The organism is Sulfitobacter sp. F26169L, from assembly GCF_026410285.1.
Classification (GTDB): Bacteria; Pseudomonadota; Alphaproteobacteria; order Rhodobacterales; family Rhodobacteraceae; genus Sulfitobacter.
This window is the reverse complement of the sequence record NZ_JAPMLP010000010.1, coordinates 1-16,787: the sequence shown is the minus strand read 5'-3', so window position 1 is coordinate 16,787 and position 16,787 is coordinate 1. Positions and strand designations below refer to the sequence as shown.

The 16,787-nt window shown below is 55.8% G+C and carries 13 protein-coding genes; 2 read left to right on the top strand and 11 right to left on the bottom strand.

Translation table 11 applies throughout. The annotated features are described in order from the left end of the window. Nucleotides 1-7 precede the first annotated feature (7 nt). Complete coding sequence (locus OS189_RS16505) at nucleotides 8-3,289, top strand: carboxyl transferase domain-containing protein (RefSeq protein ID WP_267168437.1); 3,282 nt, start codon at nucleotides 8-10, stop codon at nucleotides 3,287-3,289. Between the two features lie 72 nt (nucleotides 3,290-3,361). Here OS189_RS16505 and OS189_RS16500 read toward each other — a convergent pair whose 3' ends face one another. The 11 genes from OS189_RS16500 to OS189_RS16450 form a co-directional block, all read right to left on the bottom strand. Further along, on the bottom strand, nucleotides 3,362-4,219 hold the full coding sequence (locus OS189_RS16500) for an ABC transporter permease (RefSeq protein WP_267168436.1): 858 nt from the start codon (nucleotides 4,217-4,219) through the stop codon (nucleotides 3,362-3,364). Nucleotide 4,220: 1 nt separating this feature from the next. Further along, nucleotides 4,221-5,084: an ABC transporter permease gene (locus OS189_RS16495; protein ID WP_267168435.1), complete on the bottom strand. Its 864-nt coding sequence runs from the start codon at nucleotides 5,082-5,084 to the stop codon at nucleotides 4,221-4,223. Further along, the gene (locus OS189_RS16490; RefSeq protein WP_267168434.1) at nucleotides 5,085-6,191 is read right to left on the bottom strand and encodes an ABC transporter ATP-binding protein; all 1,107 of its coding nucleotides are present in this window, start codon (nucleotides 6,189-6,191) and stop codon (nucleotides 5,085-5,087) included. 75 nt (nucleotides 6,192-6,266) lie between these two features. Next, nucleotides 6,267-7,328 carry an extracellular solute-binding protein gene (locus tag OS189_RS16485; protein WP_416237491.1) on the bottom strand — a complete coding sequence of 354 codons (1,062 nt, stop codon included), beginning with the start codon at nucleotides 7,326-7,328 and terminating at the stop codon, nucleotides 6,267-6,269. A 113-nt stretch (nucleotides 7,329-7,441) separates the two neighbouring features. Further along, a complete protein-coding gene (locus tag OS189_RS16480; protein WP_267168433.1) occupies nucleotides 7,442-8,587 on the bottom strand; it encodes an iron-containing alcohol dehydrogenase in 1,146 nt (381 codons plus the stop codon). Nucleotides 8,588-8,590: 3 nt separating this feature from the next. Continuing rightward, nucleotides 8,591-9,964 (bottom strand): aldehyde dehydrogenase family protein, encoded by a 1,374-nt coding sequence (locus tag OS189_RS16475; RefSeq protein ID WP_267168432.1) that lies wholly within the window; start codon nucleotides 9,962-9,964, stop codon nucleotides 8,591-8,593. Nucleotides 9,965-9,966: 2 nt separating this feature from the next. Then, nucleotides 9,967-11,331 carry a glutamine synthetase family protein gene (locus OS189_RS16470; protein ID WP_267168431.1) on the bottom strand — a complete coding sequence of 455 codons (1,365 nt, stop codon included), beginning with the start codon at nucleotides 11,329-11,331 and terminating at the stop codon, nucleotides 9,967-9,969. A 57-nt stretch (nucleotides 11,332-11,388) separates the two neighbouring features. Beyond that, entirely contained in the window at nucleotides 11,389-12,420 is a 1,032-nt protein-coding gene (locus OS189_RS16465; RefSeq protein WP_267168430.1) for a TRAP transporter substrate-binding protein, read from the bottom strand. 52 nt (nucleotides 12,421-12,472) lie between these two features. After that, nucleotides 12,473-13,795, bottom strand: a complete 1,323-nt coding sequence (locus OS189_RS16460; RefSeq protein WP_267168429.1) for a TRAP transporter large permease — start codon at nucleotides 13,793-13,795, stop codon at nucleotides 12,473-12,475. Then, nucleotides 13,795-14,364, bottom strand: coding sequence for a TRAP transporter small permease subunit (locus OS189_RS16455; RefSeq protein ID WP_267168428.1), 570 nt, complete (start codon nucleotides 14,362-14,364; stop codon nucleotides 13,795-13,797). The genes OS189_RS16460 and OS189_RS16455 overlap by 1 nt, the downstream gene beginning before the upstream one ends. Further along, nucleotides 14,358-15,122, bottom strand: a complete 765-nt coding sequence (locus tag OS189_RS16450; RefSeq protein WP_267168427.1) for an N-formylglutamate amidohydrolase — start codon at nucleotides 15,120-15,122, stop codon at nucleotides 14,358-14,360. The genes OS189_RS16455 and OS189_RS16450 overlap by 7 nt, the downstream gene beginning before the upstream one ends. Before the next feature lie 125 nt (nucleotides 15,123-15,247). Between OS189_RS16450 and OS189_RS16445 the strand changes: the two genes are divergently transcribed. Continuing rightward, nucleotides 15,248-16,120, top strand: coding sequence for a MurR/RpiR family transcriptional regulator (locus OS189_RS16445; protein WP_267168494.1), 873 nt, complete (start codon nucleotides 15,248-15,250; stop codon nucleotides 16,118-16,120). Nucleotides 16,121-16,787: the final 667 nt, after the last annotated feature.

The following is a 16,787-nucleotide window of genomic DNA, read 5'->3' as shown; positions in this document are numbered from 1 at the left end:
TCCTGAAATGACACAGCCGAAGATTGAAAAACTATTAATTGCCAACCGTGGCGAGATAGCGCTGCGGATTGCGCGCACAGCGTCGGAATTGGGCATCAAGACATGTGCCATCGCGCCGCAGGACGATCTGCAATCGCTTCATGTGTTGCGCGCCGATGAGGTGGTCACGCTATCAGGGCAAGGCGCGCGCGCCTATCTGGATATTGATGCGGTTATTCGGGCCGGTGTCGAAGCGGGATGTGATGCCGTCCACCCCGGCTATGGGTTTCTGAGCGAGAACGCGGAATTTGCCCGCGCTGCGCAAAAAGCGGGGATGATGTTTGTTGGCCCCACGGCTGAATCGCTTGATATGTATGGTGATAAACTGTCGGCGCGTGCGCTGGCGGAGCGCACAGATGTGCCCACCCTGCCCGGTACGTCTGATCCAGTAGACGCACAGGGCGCGCTTGCGTTTTTTGACACGCTTCCCGATGGGGCAGCGATGATCGTCAAAGCGGTGGCAGGTGGCGGCGGGCGCGGTATGCGTCTGGTTGAACAACGCGACGACACCGAAAACGCCGTGGCTGCTGCTGCACGCGAAGCAAAGGCCGCGTTTGGCAACCCCGATGTCTATGTCGAACGGTTCATTCCCAGCGCGCGACACATCGAAGTACAGATTATCGGTGATGGCGCCGGAACTGTTATGACACTGGGAGAGCGCGACTGCACCCTGCAACGCCGCCACCAGAAACTGATTGAAATCGCACCTGCGCCAAACCTGTCGGATGCCCAGCGCGACGCACTGCACGACTATGCTCGAAAATTGGCCGCTGATGGAAATTACCGAAGCCTTGGCACGTTTGAATTTTTACTGGATCAGATCACTGATGAAGTGTTCTTTATCGAAGCCAATCCGCGTATTCAGGTCGAACACACCATCACCGAAGAAGTGTTCGGGCTGGACCTTGTGGCATTGCAACTGCGCATTGCCGGCGGTGAGACGCTGAAAGAAATCGTGCCGGTATCCAGCCCCCGCGGTACGGCAATCCAGACCCGCGTGAACATGGAGCGGGTGGATGCACAGGGTCATGCGCACCCCTCCGGCGGGACATTAACAGCCTATGATCCGCCCGCCGGTCCCGGCCTGCGTGTCGACGGTTTTACCTATGCCGGGTACACCACATCGGCCGCCTACGATTCTCTTTTGGTCAAAGTCATTGCCCATGCGCCCGATTTCAGCGCGGCGCTGGCAAAGTCAAACCGCGCTTTGTCCGAATTCCGCATTGATGGCGTTGAGACAAACATCGCGTGGCTGCGCGCACTGCTGACACATCCGGATATGGCCGGTTACGCCGTGTCGACGCGGTTTATCGAAACCCATACTGCTGATCTGGCGGCTGCAGCGGCCGCACTACCTGTCACAGCCTATGGCGAACCGGCCGCTGCTCGCAGCGGCGCTGCGCAGCAACCTGCGCCGGAACTGCCGCAGGATGAAACTGCGATAATCGCCCCGATGCAGGCGACTGTGATCTCTGTCGATGTAGCGGCAGGTGACATCGTTGGGCAGGGGCAGACCCTGGCTGTGCTGGAAGCCATGAAGATGGAGCATGTCATCACGGCACCGCAGTCTGGCAGCATTGCAAACGTGTTGGTGGCCGTTGGTGCGACACTGCAAGAAGGGTTCGCGATCATGTCGCTGCGTGCAGGTGACGGCCCCGAGGCGCGCGATGCACAGGCCGAAACACGCGACCCCGATGCCATCCGCCCCGACCTGCAAGAGCTGTTTGACCGACAGGCAAAGGGACGCGATGCGGCCCGCCCCGCAGCGGTACAAAAACGCCACGACAGGGGCCAGCGCACCGCGCGCGAAAACCTCGCAGATCTAGTAGATGAGGACAGCTTTAACGAATACGGCGAACTGGCCATCGCCGCGCAAAGCACACGGCGCACCCGCGATGATCTGGAGGCCAATACATCCGGCGACGGGATTTTGACAGGCACCGGCCGGATCGGGTCCGACCTGTTCGGGGAAGGCGCGGCGCGCTGCGCTTTTGCGATTGGTGATTATACGGTTCTCGCCGGTACACAGGGGCAGCGCCACCACCGGAAGCTGGATCGCATTTTCGAATTGGCAGGCGCGCACAGCGTGCCACTGGTTATCTTTGCCGAAGGCGGCGGGGGCAGACCCGGAGATACCGATAGATCCAACATCGCGGGGCTGGATTGTTCGAGCTTCGGCACGCTTGCGCGGTTGTCGGGGAACGTGCCGGTCATCGGAGTGGCGGCAGGGCGTTGTTTTGCGGGCAATGCGGCGCTGTTGGGGGTGTGTGATGTGATCATCGCCACCGAGGACAGCAATATCGGCATGGCTGGTCCCGCAATGATTGAAGGCGGCGGATTGGGAAGCTATCGCCCCGAGGACATCGGGCCGATAGACGTTCAGGACGCCAACGGCGTGGTCGATATCCGTGTAACGGACGAGGCTGAAGCCTGCACTGTTGCGCGGCAGTACCTTTCGTATTTTCAAGGTGATCTGAAAGACTGGACAGCACCCGACCCGCGCACCCTGCGCCGTGTCATCCCTGAAAACCGCCTGCGGGTTTACGACATTAGCGAGGTCATCTCGGGGCTGGCGGATGAGGGGTCTGTTCTGGAACTGCGCCGCAGTTGGGGGGGAGGTATGCTTACCGCACTGATCCGGATTGAAGGAAAGGCCTACGGCGTTATTGCAAACAACCCAAAACATTTGGGCGGCGCCATTGACGCTACCGCAGCGGACAAGGCGGCGCGTTTCATGCAACTGTGCAATGCGCACGGGCTGCCGCTGCTATCGTTGTGCGACACCCCCGGTTTCATGGTCGGACCCGAGGCCGAGAAAACCGGATTGGTGCGCCATGTTTCGCGCATGTTTGTCACCGGTGCCGCGCTGAGCGTGCCGATCTACGGTATCGTTCTGCGCAAGGGCTATGGACTGGGCGCAATGGCGATGATGGGCGGCAGTTTCCACACGCCCTTTATCACCGCGTCATGGCCAACGGGCGAATTTGGCGGGATGGGTTTGGAAGGTGCGGTGCGCCTTGGTTACAAAAAGGAGCTGGACGCCGAAACCGACCCCGAGAAAAAGCAGGCCCTGTTTGAGAAGCTGCTGGACGATTACTACAACGAAGGCAAAGCCGTGAATTATGCGTCTGCCACGGAAATCGACGCTGTGATTGATCCTGCACAGACGCGCCGGTGGCTTTGCAATGCGCGCAACGCTGCGCCGGTTCTGCAAAAGGACGGCGGCGCAAGGTTTGTAGATACGTGGTAAACACGCCCCCCTATGCGTCAGCCTGCCAATCCCGAGAAGCAGGCTGGCAAACCATTTTAACGCGTCAGCCCGTTATCCGCCCTTTGTACGCTGAAAGATCAGGGACAAAAGGCCCAGCGCGGCAGAGCCGATAATCAGCAACAGCGACACGGCGTTCAACACGGGCGTCGAGCCGTGCTTGAGCTTGTCGAACATGGTGATCGTCAGCGGTGATTCCGACCCGACCAGCATCAGCGTCGTATTGAAATTCTCAAAGCTCATCAGCACCGCAACCACACCGGCGCCGATGATGGCCGGCATGAGGAAAGGCAGGGTGATCTGGCGCACCGCCCCCCATTTGGTCGCGCCAAGATTCAGCGCCGCCTCTTCAAGACTGGGGTCAAACTTTTGCAACCGTGCGGAAATTACCAGCGTGGCAAATGTCGTGATAAAGGAAAACTGGCCCAGAATGACCAGGATCAATCCGGGGCGAAGCCCGTCAAACCACAGTCCTGTCGCGTCTTCGAGCGTGTTGGCGACCGAGCTTGCAAACACAAGGATCGAAATGCCAAGGATCACGCCCGGTATGATCAGCGGCAGCAACATCAGAATGTAAAGGAAACCCTTGCCGCGAAAGTCATGGCGCACAAACAGGAATGCATTGCACGTGCCCACAGCAACCGCCAGTCCGGCAACCCAGACCGCGACAAACGCCGAAACACCGATTGATCGCAGGATCGAACGTTCGTGAAACACTCCGATGAAGGGCGCTTCGGTGCCAAAAAACCACGCCCATGTGAACCCCTCCCACGGGAGGGAGGGAAACACGCTGTCATTGAACGCAAAAACACATACCACAGTGAGCGGCAGCGCGAGATAGACAAAAAACAGCGTCACGTAAGCGCGGTAAGACCACTTCAACGCGGTGGATTGCGGGACTGTCGGGATCATCTTAGCGCCCCATCGTATTGGACAAGGATTGGCGGGACAGCTTCAGCCCCAAAAACACAACCGCCGAGGACAACGCCAACAGAAGGAAACCAAAGGCCGAGCCGAGCTCCCAGTTAAAGCGGGTGATAAACTGCGTGTAGATCAACCCTGTGAACCACAGGCTGTCTTTGCCGCCCAGCAGGATCGGGGTGAGGTAATTGCCCAGCGACAGCATGAACACCACGATACAACCGGATACGATCCCCGGCATCGCGTGGGGAATGACAATCTCGCGCAGGATGGAAAAACCCGACCCGCCCAGATCATATCCCGCTTCGATCAAACTATCATCGAGGCTGTCGAGAGTTGTAACCAGCGGAACGATCATAAACAGGATCGACGTATAAACGAGGCCGACCATGATCGCCCCGTCATTGTACAAAAACTCGACAGGGCCGCCGATAACGCCGGTATATTGCAGGAAATTCGACAGAACGCCGGTTTCGCGCAGCAAGATCATCCAGCCGAAGGTGCGCACCAGTTCGGACACCCAGAACGGGATCAGGCACATCAGGAACAGCGTGGTCTTTGTACGCCCCCGCGTCAGTTTTGCGATGTAGTAAGCGATTGGAAAACCCAGCAGCAATGTCAGAACTGTTGTAGAAATAGACATGAATGCCGTGCGTGCAAAAGTGCGCCAGTACAACGGTTCGTTAAAGAAAACCGCATAGTTCCCAAGGCCTGTCTCATATTCCCGCACTCCGACCTTTTCGCTGATTGACACCGCAAACAGGCCGATATGGGGCAGGATGATTAATGTCACCAGCCACAGAAGCAATGGCGCAAGCAGCAAATAAAATCCCAGCTTGGAACGATCCGAACCCATCTATGCGTCCCCGTCAACAAAACAGCGCGCCTGCGCGGGGTTCCAGCTGGTGTAGATAGTCTCACCCTTGCCCAACCCCAAAAACGCACCGGTTTGCGGCAGGGTCACCTGAATCGTTTCGCCTGATATCGGGTCACGCAGTATGACGAGGCTGTTGGCACCATTAAACAGCACGCTATCGACAATGCGTTCGCTTGCGTTGGAATGATCCGCACCTTGCAAGGCGGTCTTGGAAAGCTCTATCGCTTCGGGGCGCACAAATATCTGCGCCATCTGCCCGACTGCCGCGCCCTGCCCTGTCAGCTGCGCATGCAGGCTGACACCTGCCTCTGTCTGCACGGTCACAATCTGGCCATTGACGGCTGTGATTTTCCCTTCAAATCTGTTGGCATCCCCAACAAAGCCCGCGACAAATGCGTTCGCCGGCTCGTAATACAGATCTTTTGCGGTGCCGATCTGGTCAAACCGTCCCTTGTTCATCACGACGATATTATCGCTCATCACCAGCGCCTCGGATTGATCGTGGGTGATGTAAACGAAGGTGGTGTTGAATTCGGCCTGTAGCGCTTTCAGTTCGATCTTCATATGCTCGCGCAGCTTCAGGTCCAGCGCGCCGAGCGGTTCATCCAGCAGCAGGACATCAGGTTCCAGCACCATGCACCGCGCAATTGCGACGCGTTGTTTCTGCCCGCCTGACAGTTGGTCAACCTGCCTGTCCTCGATACCGGGCAATCCGACCCGTTCAAGCACCAGCCCGACCCGTTGTTTGATTTCGGATGCCGCAACCCCGCGCTGACGCAAGCCGAATCCGATGTTCTTGCCAATGCTCATCATCGGGAACAACGCAAGATGCTGGAACACCATAGAGACAGGGCGCTTGTTCGGCCCTACCCCAAGCATGGAGTTACCCTTGATCAGCAAATCGCCACTGGTGGGAAACTGGAACCCTGCAATCATCCGCAACAGGGTTGTCTTGCCGCAGCCGGATGGGCCGAGGATGGAAAAGAATGAACCCTGTGGAACCTCGAAGCTAACCTGATCCACAGCACGGAAATTATCGAAATCTTTGGTTAGCTCACGGCAAACAAGATCGGCAGGTGACGTCATCGGGATCGCCCTTTCCAGGTCGCAAAGAAAGAAGGGCGCGAAATGCGCCCCTCTCAGGTGTTTCGTAAAGTGTGATTACTTCGCCGCGTTGATGCGGTCCAGCGTCGCGCCTTCCAGGGTTTCCAGACCCGCTGGCACCGGTGGATACCAGTTGATGTTGTCGATTGCGGCCTGATCAAAGCTGGCCTGATAGCGCGCTTTCAGATCAGCATTAACGCCTTCATCGCCGCCCACAGCCGCGGTGAAATTACCTGCTGCGTTTGTGATCATCGACGCCACATCGGGACGCATGACAAAGTTGATCCATGCATATGCCGCCTCGTCTGCGCGGCCGCGTGACGGCAGAGCGAATGTATCGATCCAGCCCAGTGCGCCGGATTTTGGCGCAACGAACGTGATGTCTGCATTGTCGGCATTCAACTGCCAACCGCCGGTATCCCATGCCATTGCCGCGACCACCTCGCCCGAGCGCAGCAGATTCTTGATCTCGTCGCCGCCATCCCAATAGGTTTTTACGTTTGCCTTACAGGAAACCAGCTTTTCCTCGACCTTATCAAGGATGCCCTGATAGGCCTCTGTGTCGCCGTAAGCCGCAAAGGGATCAAGCCCCATGGCGTATGCAAAACCGATCAATGTCGGGCGCTTCAGGCGGTAGGACACCTTGCCAGCAACAGACGCGTCACACAGATCGGTATAATCCGCCACTTGCTCCGCCTCGGCCTTGTTCACAATCAGGCCGCTGGTCCCCCAGATGTGCGGCAGCCCGTAAACTTCGCCATCAAAGGTGGTGTTGGTCGCCGTTGCCGACAGCATGGAAGGCACGATTTGCGCTTCTTCAACCTTAGACATGTCGATCGGTTTGTAGATGCCGAACTCTTCCTGCGCGCTGGCAATCCGGTCCTGGCTGGGCTGGGCAAGGTCGAACCCGCCACCGTTTGTTGCGCGCAGCTTTGCGATCATCTCTTCGTTGTTGGATGTCGTAACCTCGACAGTGTGGCCTGTTTCAGCCTCGAACATCTCGATCACCTCTGCGGGCGCATAGCCACCCCATGTCAAAAGCCGCAGGGTTTCCGCAGAGACTGTTGTTGCCGAAAGTGCAGCAGCAAGAACGGTCATTGAAACAAGTGAGGTTTTCATTTTGAAGTCCATTTCTTTGTTTGTGGTCGAGATCATTAAGGCGAACGAATTATAAAGAGTCCATAGGAGCAGGTTGTTACGGTTTTACGACAATTCGATTAGAGTGCCGGATATCAGATGATATCCAGCAATAATTTTGTTGTATTCTCGCGCGTCATTTCGATTGGGTTACCCCCTGTACTCGGGTCGATCAACGCACCTTCGACAATACGTTCGATATCGGGATTTTCGATGCCAAGGCCCGCAAGATCTTTCGCAATGCCCAGCGATTCATTCAAATCATCGACAAAGGCACAAAAGCCGTCAAACCCGCCCGGAATACCCAAGTAACGTGCCGCGTCATCGAACACATCAGAGATTGCGGGTTTGTTGAACCGGAGCACCGCAGGCATGCAGACCGCATTGGTCGTGCCATGGTGCGTGTGATAGATTGCGCCGATGGGATGGGACAGCGCGTGGATCGCACCCAGTCCTTTTTGAAACGCCGTCGCGCCCATAAGTGCGGCTGACATCATATGCGCGCGCGCTTCGATATCGGTTCCGTCTGCGTAGGCACGCGGCAGATATTCCTTGACCAGCCGCATCCCCTCCAGCGCGATACCCTGCGACATCGGATGATAATGCGGTGAGCTGAACGCCTCGACGCAATGCGCAAAAGCATCAAGACCGGTTCCGGCCGTGATAAACGAAGGCATCCCTACCGTAAGCTCGGGGTCACAGATCACAACTGTCGGTAGAAATTTCGGATGGAAAATGATCTTTTTCTGCGCGGTTTCCGAATTGGTAATTACCGATGCGCGTCCCACTTCCGATCCTGTGCCAGCAGTGGTTGGCACGGCAACAATCGGCGCAATCGCATCCGCATCAGCGCGGGTCCACCAATCGCCGATATCTTCGAAATCCCATAGCGGGCGGGTTTGGCCCGCCATGAAGGCCACCAGCTTTCCCAGATCAAGACCCGATCCACCACCAAAAGCGACGACCCCGTCGTGGCCACCATCGCGGAAGGCTTTCACCCCGGCTTCGGCGTTTTTCTCATTCGGGTTGGGGTCAACATCGCTGAACATCGCCCGCCCGAGGCCGGCAGCCTCAAGCAGGTCAAGCGTGCGGGTGGTAATCTCCATATCGGCCAGTCCGCGATCCGTGACCAGCAAAGGCCTTTTGATACCCGCAGCGGCACAGGCACTAGCGATTTCAGAGATACGGCCAGCGCCGAAACGGATTGCGGTCGGATAGGACCAGTTGGCAGTGATGGTCATGGGTCAGGCCTTTTTAAGGTGGTATGATTTCGGGCGTGTCAGGTTGTGAAAACCGATAACAGACAATCCGCCACCGCGTCCGGTATCCTTACATCCCGTCCAGCATAATGCGGGGTCAAGATAGTCGGCGCGGTTCATAAAGACTGTGCCGGTTTCGATTTGATCGGCAATTGCTTCGGCGCGGGCTGTGTCCTGGGTCCAGACAGAAGCAGTCAGCCCGAAGTTGCTGTCATTCATCAAACGGATCGCTTCCGCGTCATCCTTGACGGCCATAATGCCCACAACCGGACCGAAACTTTCGTCGCGCATGACGCGCATGTCGTGGGTCACGTTTGTCAGGATTTGCGGCATCAGATAGGCGCCACCGTCATTGGGAAAGTCGGCCGGATCGATGTGGGCGGTTGCGCCATCGGCGACGGCCTCGGCTGTCTGGGCGCGCACCTCATCTGCGAAGCGGACATGCGCCATTGGTCCAAGCGTGGTGTCAGGGTCCAGCGGATTACCTAGCTTGTAGCCGTTCACGATTGCCACCGCTTTTTCTACAAAGGCGTCAAACAGGCTCTCGTGCACATAAATCCGTTCAATTCCGCAACAGCACTGGCCAGAGTTAAACATCGCGCCGTCAATCAGCGTATCAACAGCCGCGTCAAGATTGGCGTCCTCCATCACATAACCGGGATCTTTGCCGCCCAGTTCAAGTCCGATGCCGGTGAATGTGCCTGCTGCCGCGCGCTCTATCGCTTTGCCGCCCTCGACCGATCCGGTGAAGTTCACAAAACCGAAGGCACGATCAGCGATCAGATCGGAAGTGGTCTGGTGATCAAGGAACACATTCTGGAACACATCCTCGGGGATACCGGCAGAATGGAACGCTTTCGCCATCCGCTCGCCCACCAGCGGAGTTTGGGATGCGTGTTTCAAGACCACGGCATTACCCGCGATCAGCGCAGGCGCAACCGTGTTGATCGCCGTCATGTAGGGGTAGTTCCACGGCGCAACGACCAGCACAACACCGTGCGGCACACGCTTGATCACACGGCGGAACGCCTTGCTGTCCTCAATTTCGATATCAGCGAGGGCATCGCGTGCGATAAAGGCCATATAGCTGGCACGCTCGCTGAACCCGCCAAATTCACCGCCATAGCGAACGGGGCGGCCCATCTGCCACGCGATTTCGGGGACGATATCATCGTTCATCGCCCCGACAGCCGCGACGCCGGCCTGCACTAGTGCGATGCGGTCGGCCAGCGGGCGCGCGGCCCATTCAACCTGCGCTGATTTTGCCCGTGCAACAGCGGCATCAGCTTCGCTGCGCGACAGGGTTTCACGTTTCGCATACACCGACCCGTCAATCGGGGAGATACACTGGATCGTCATATTCAAGCCCTTTCAAAGCCGCGCGCGATTTCCCAATCGGTTACCACGCGGTCAAATTCTTCCTGTTCCCATTCAGCTGCGCGGGTGTAGTGGTCAACCACATCCTCGCCCAGTGCGTCGCGCAGAAATGCCGATCCGCGCAATGTTTCTGTCGCGGCGCGCAGGGTCTGCGGAATGTCGGTGGCTTTTGCGTCTTCGTACACATCGCCGGTTGTCGCAGGGGCCAGCGCCAGCGCATCTTCGATCCCCTTGATACCTGCGGCCAACATGACAGCCTGCGCCAGATAGGGATTTAAATCGGAACCACCAATGCGGCACTCTACGCGAATGCTTTTTGTGTTTTCGCCGCACAGCCTGAAACCGGCGGTGCGGTTATCGACCGACCAGACCGTTTTAGTCGGAGCGAAAGTGCCTTTGGCAAAACGCTTGTAGCTGTTCACGTAAGGCGCCAGGAAATAGGTGTAATCCGGCGCATATTTGATCAGCCCCGCCATATAGTGCTGCATCAGCGTGGACATGCCATGCTGAGCAGTTTTATCAAAAAACGCCGCTTCGCCGTCTTTCCAAAGTGACTGGTGTACGTGGCTGGACGAGCCGGACTGGTTCATATCCCATTTGGGCAAAAACGTCGCTGCGCGGCCGTTCTGCCATGCGATCTCTTTTATCGCGTGTTTGGCGATGGAGTGATAATCGGCGCAATCAAGCGCTGGAGAATAGCGGATGTTCAACTCCTCCTGCCCCGCTGCGGCCTCGCCCTTGGTATTTTCGATCGGCAAACCGGCAGCAAACAGGTGATTGCGCACAGGGCGCATCACGTCTTCTTCCTTGGTGGTTTGCAGAATGTGGTAATCTTCGTTGTAACCGCTGATCGGGGTCAGATCGCGAAAGCCGCCTTTGCGGATATCATCAAAGCTTTTCTCAAAGAGGAAAAATTCAAGTTCGGTGGCCATCTTGGCCTCAAAGCCCAACTCCTCCAGTCGCTTGATCTGCTTTTTCAGGATCGCGCGGGGGGAATGGGGGACAGGTTCGTGGGTGTGGTGATCCAGCACGTCACACAGCACCATTGCGGTGCCTTCCAGCCACGGAATTGGCCGGATTGTATCAAGGTCGGGCGCCATCACGTAATCGCCATAACCGGCTTGCCAACTGGTTGACGCATACCCGTCCGGCGTTGCCATTTCCAGATCAGTGGCCAGCAGATAATTGCAGCAATGGGTTTCCTTGAACGACGTTTCGACAAAATTCACTGCGTGAAAACGCTTTCCCGTCAGCCGCCCCTGCATGTCCACAAAACAGACAAGAACGGTGTCGATTGAACCCTCCGCAACGCGGGATTTAAGATCGTCGAATGTCATTGTGCCAGCCATGTTCTATCCAGTTCGCGCATTGGATCGGGGCGGCATCGCACCGCCCCGAAGGTATGTTTAGCCGTAACGGTATGGGCGTCCAGCCTTAACCATATCGGCGTTGTATTTCTTGAAGATATCGACAACCCGCCGCTTAACATCTGATTCAGCAGCAATCTCTTCCCAAAATTCCTGTGCCGCTGTTTCGACTGTCGCCCATTCTTCATCCGGTATCGACGTAAGCTCCAACTTGTCACCATTCACGCGCAAATTGGCTTCGCCCCCCCAGTACCACCACTGGCGGTAATAGTGCGACTGGTCACAACACACACGGAACAGCGTTTGCAAATCTTCGGGAAGTTCGTTCCAGCGCTCCATATTGGCAAAGAACGATCCGGCCCATGCGCCGGAGATGTTGTTCGTCAGGAAGTAATTGGTCACATCGGCCCAGCCGACGGTGTAATCTTCGGTAATGCCCGACCAAGCGATCCCGTCCAGCTCTCCGGTTTGCATCGCAACTTCGATATCCTCCCACGGCAGGTTCACCGGAACCACGCCAAAGCGGGTCAGGAAACGGCCCGCGGTCGGGAAGGTAAAGATGCGCTTGCCTTCAAGATCGGCAAGACTGCGGATGGGGTCTTTGGTTGCGAAATGGCAAGGATCCCACGCTCCTGCCGAGATATGTTTGACCCCGACCTTGGAATATTCTTCATCCCAGATTTCGTTCAGCCCGTACTGGTTGAACAGCACCGGCACATCCAGCGAGTAGCGCGATCCAAAAGGGAAATAGCCGCCAAAGACTGTAACTTCGGTGGGCGATGCCATTGAATCATCATCCGATTGCACGGCATCGATTGTGCCGCGCTGCATCGCCTGAAACAATTCGCCGGTGGGGACAAGCTGATCAGCGAAAAACAGTTCGATCTGCATACGGTCGCCAGCAATCTTGTTGAACATCTCGATAGCGGGCACGATAACCTCGGCGGCGAGCGCCGCGCCCGCATAGGTTTGCATACGCCATTTGATTGTGCTTTGCGCCAGTGCCGGTGTGGCCAATGCCGCCGCCGGAACCACGGCCGCACCTTGAATAAACTTGCGTCTGGATGTCATGTTCTCTCTCCTTGGTTGGGTTTGAGGCCGCTTTGGCGCGGCTCTTGTGAGGTTAATTGTAGACATAGTCAGGTAGCCAAGTGGCGATAGCAGGGAAGACCATGACCAGCGCAAGCGCGCCTACCATGATCAACACAAACGGCGTGATCGAAGAATAGATATCGCGCAGCGTAATTTCAGGCGGCGCCATTGCGCGCATCAGGAACAGATTGTAACCGAACGGAGGCGTCATATAGGCGATCTGGGTCGTGATTGTGTAAAGGATGCCGTACCAGATCAGGTCAAACCCCAGTTCCCCCACCAGTGGTACATACAGCGGTGCAACAATGACCAGCATCGCCGTGTCATCCAGAAATGTGCCCATCAGGATGAAACTTAGCTGCATCAGGATCAGAATGGTCCACGGGCTGAGGTTCAGGCGCTCGGTGAATACGGCTTCGATCGCTTTTACAGCGCCCAGCCCGTCAAACACCGCGCCGAATGCAAGCGCTGCAAGAATAATCCACATGAACATGCAGGTGATACCCAGCGTGTTGCGCACAGAATTTTCAAACACCTCGCGCGTCATACGCCCCTTTAGAACTGCAGCGACAAAAGCCGCAATCGCACCAATAGCAGAGCTTTCGACAAGCGATGTCCAGCCTTTGACAAAAGGCATCATCATCACCGCAAAGATAATGACCGGCAGCAGCCCTGCACGCAGCAACCGAAGCTTTTCAGCGCGGGGGATGTCACGCTCCTCTGCGGGCAGAACCGGCCCCAGCACCGGATTGATCCGGCAGCGCACAACGATATACACAATGAACAGCCCCGCCATCATCAGCCCCGGAATGACACCCGCCAGCCACAACTGGCCTACAGGCTGGCGCGCAATCATTGCGTAGAGAACGAGTACAACCGACGGCGGCACGAGGATGCCGAGACTCGACCCTGCCTGAATAACGCCTGTCACCATCCGTTTGTCATAGCCCCGCTTCAGCAATTCGGGCAGCGCAATGGTAGAGCCAATGGCCATACCTGCCACGCTGAGCCCGTTCATTGCAGAGATCAGCACCATCAAACCGATTGTGCCAATCGCAAGACCACCGCGCAGGCCACCCATCCAGACATGGAACATCTTATATAGATCGTCGGCGATCTTACTCTCCGACAGCACATAGCCCATGAAAATAAACATCGGCAGCGTCAGCAGCGGATACCATTTCATCAGCTTCATCGCCGCCGAAAACCCGATATCGAAACCGCCCCTGTCCCCCCACAGCAGCAGGGCCGCAACCACAGCGATAAATCCGATTGCCCCGAACACACGCTGACCGGTTAGCAACATCAGCATCATTGACGAAAACATCAGGGTGGCGATCAGTTCATATGACATCAAACAGTCTCACCCTTGATACGCAGCACATCTTTGAACAACTCGGATATGCACTGCAACAGCATCAGGAACATGCCCAATATCATCACCGTTTTCACCGGCCACATATAGGGCCGCCACGCGCTTGAGGAACGCTCCAGCCGGCCAACCTCTTCGGTGCCGGCGACCAAACCGCCAAGAAAGGAAAACGGCTCACTTCCCCAGTATCCTAACGAATAGGCAGTGGAACTGACCGCGCCGTACAACAAAACGCAGAGATAAAAGATCAGGAACATCACGGTAAGCAGATCGAACCACGCTTTCTTGCGCAACGACCATTCACCATAAAGCAGATCCATCCTGACGTTCGATCCAAGCTGGATCGAATATGGCCCACCAAGAATGTAGTACGCCACCATCACGAATTGGGCCATTTCCAACGTCCACAGTGTTGGCAGAAAGAAGGTTTTGCTGATCGACGACCACAGCAGAATGCCCATCAAAACGAAAATGCCGTACATTACGACGCGCCCTACGCGATAGTTTACAGCATCCACAACGCGGATATATCCGTGCAAAACGCCTAGCATGTCGCATCAACCTTTACGTTGAGGGCCGAAAGCGCATCAACCAGCCACGCGGCAAGATCACGGGCCATTGTGGTCTGCTGATCAGCCTGCGCAATCAGATCATTGCGGATTTCGATCATCACATTCAGATGCCCCGCATCCAGCGCGTGTTCTTTGAGTGTGTGGGTGACACCATCCTGCGGTCCGTAGGGTTGGTTCACCTCTACATTCAGTGAGGTGTGCGCCTGGGCGACCTGCATCATTGCATCGGCAAGACGGGTATCAACATCACAGAGAACCCCGATTTCAACCGAACGGCGCCGCCCGTGATAAACTGGTGTAAAGCTGTGTATTGTCACGATGACAGGATCTTTGGTATTGCCGACCACCTGCGCAAGGCGGTCCCGAAACGGCGCATAATAAAGCGCAATGCGGTCAGCCCGCTCCAAATCACTTAGATCAGCATTACCGGGAATGTCGGTAAGCTCGCTTCGCACAGGCATCGCGCCCGGCGAGGAAGGCGGACGGTTACAATCATAGACAAGCCGCGAAACGGTTGAAGCAACCAGCGTCCCATTCAGATGTCCAGCAAGCTGGCGGGCGACCGCCATCGCCCCCGGATCCCACGCGACATGGCTCTTTCTTGCGGCATCGGACAGGCCAAGTCCGCCAAAACGGGACGGAATGAATGAACTTGCGTGTTCGCAGACCAATACCACAGGCGATACCCCGTCAGGATTCACAACCTCTACAGCATTATCAGGCGACTTGCTTTGCATGGTGTTCCTCTGGCTTCCCAAACACAGGGTGCTTGCTTGACGACCAGTGAGTCAATAGAATTATGAAAGAAATTTCACAGCAAGACTGAACTTGGTATGAAATGAACAAATATTTGGAGACGCGGATGAAAAATGCGGCACAGACGATATCCGACCGCATCCAGCAAAAGCTTGATCACCTCACCCGCGCAGAACGCCAGCTCGCCCTCTCCATTCTCGAGAATTACCCCGCGTCCGGCCTTGGCCCTCTGGCCACCCTCGCCAAAAATGCAAATGTATCTGTTCCAACCGTCGCACGGATGGTGCAGAAACTAGGATATAAAGGGTATCCCGATTTTCAGACAGATCTTCGCGAGGAACTCGGCGCGCGCGCAAAAACGCCGATCGCCAAACACGATACATGGGCTGAAGCAGCACCATCTGAACATTTGTTAAACGGCTTTACAGATGCTGTGATCGAAAACATCCGCCAGACCCTCGGCCAAATTAATCCTGCAGAGTTTGACAAGGCATGTGAACTGGTGGCCGACCAGTCTCAGCATCTTTTTATTGTTGGCGGCCGCATCACCCATACACTCGCAGAGTATTTTTATTTGCACCTACAGGTTATTCGACCCGAACTGACGCATGTGCAATCCACCTCAAACACATGGCCGCATTATCTGTTGAACGCAAAAGAAGGGGATGTCTTTGTAATTTTCGATGTGCGGCGGTATGAAAACAACACTCTGAAACTGGCAGAAATGGCAAAAACCCGTGGTGCGAAGATTGTTCTATTTACCGATCAATGGCGGTCTCCGGTGCACCACCTTGCTGATATCAGCCTCAGTTCCATGATAATCGTCCCATCCGCATGGGACTCAAACACCACCACGATGCTCCTGATCGAAACCATGATATCCTCAGTGCAAAGCCTAAACTGGTCCGAAACCAAAAAGCGGATCGAGACACTGGAAGAAATGTTTGATCAGACGAAGTTGTTCAGAAAATTCACCTAACGGAACTGGGCCGTACGATGACATGCGACACGAAATGAACATTTTCGGTGTGTCTTCGCCACGAGCGTGCATTCGGCTATATAAAATCTCGAACCGGGGCGCAGCGAAACCAGGCAGATTACTGTCTCGGATTTGTATAACATGTGTGCAGACGTCCCCTGCTGTACTTTAACCAACAAAGGTCTCACTACTCTGTGAACCGCCCCGCTATCACCGGAACGAACATGGTTTTGTTAATTTTGCAGGCCTCCGATCCAGTAAAGTCTCATCAAACTGTGCGCCCATGTCGCCGTTTTAAAAACTCGCCGTATTCTGGTCGCCTCTAATTACCATGTTTTGCGGTTTGATAGATTGATTGCGTAGATATTGCGATGGGCTGTTCAGTTTTGTTTCTTGATTGATTTGTAACGGTATTAGGACCGTGTCATGATACTGATGCTGGAAGTTGGTTTGTGTTGGTCGAGGTCGATACACTATGGGCCTTCACATTAGGCGATGGCGCCGGGTATCAGATTCGACGTCGACTAGCGAATTTTGGTTCTGCCTGTCATATTCTCCGGCAGAAGATGGTCGTTTCCCACCTCAATTGGTTTCATGTTAATCGCGCTGACCATTTTGTGGCTATATTTAGAGCGGTACTTGAGGGTGGTCGCGTTTCTGACACGCT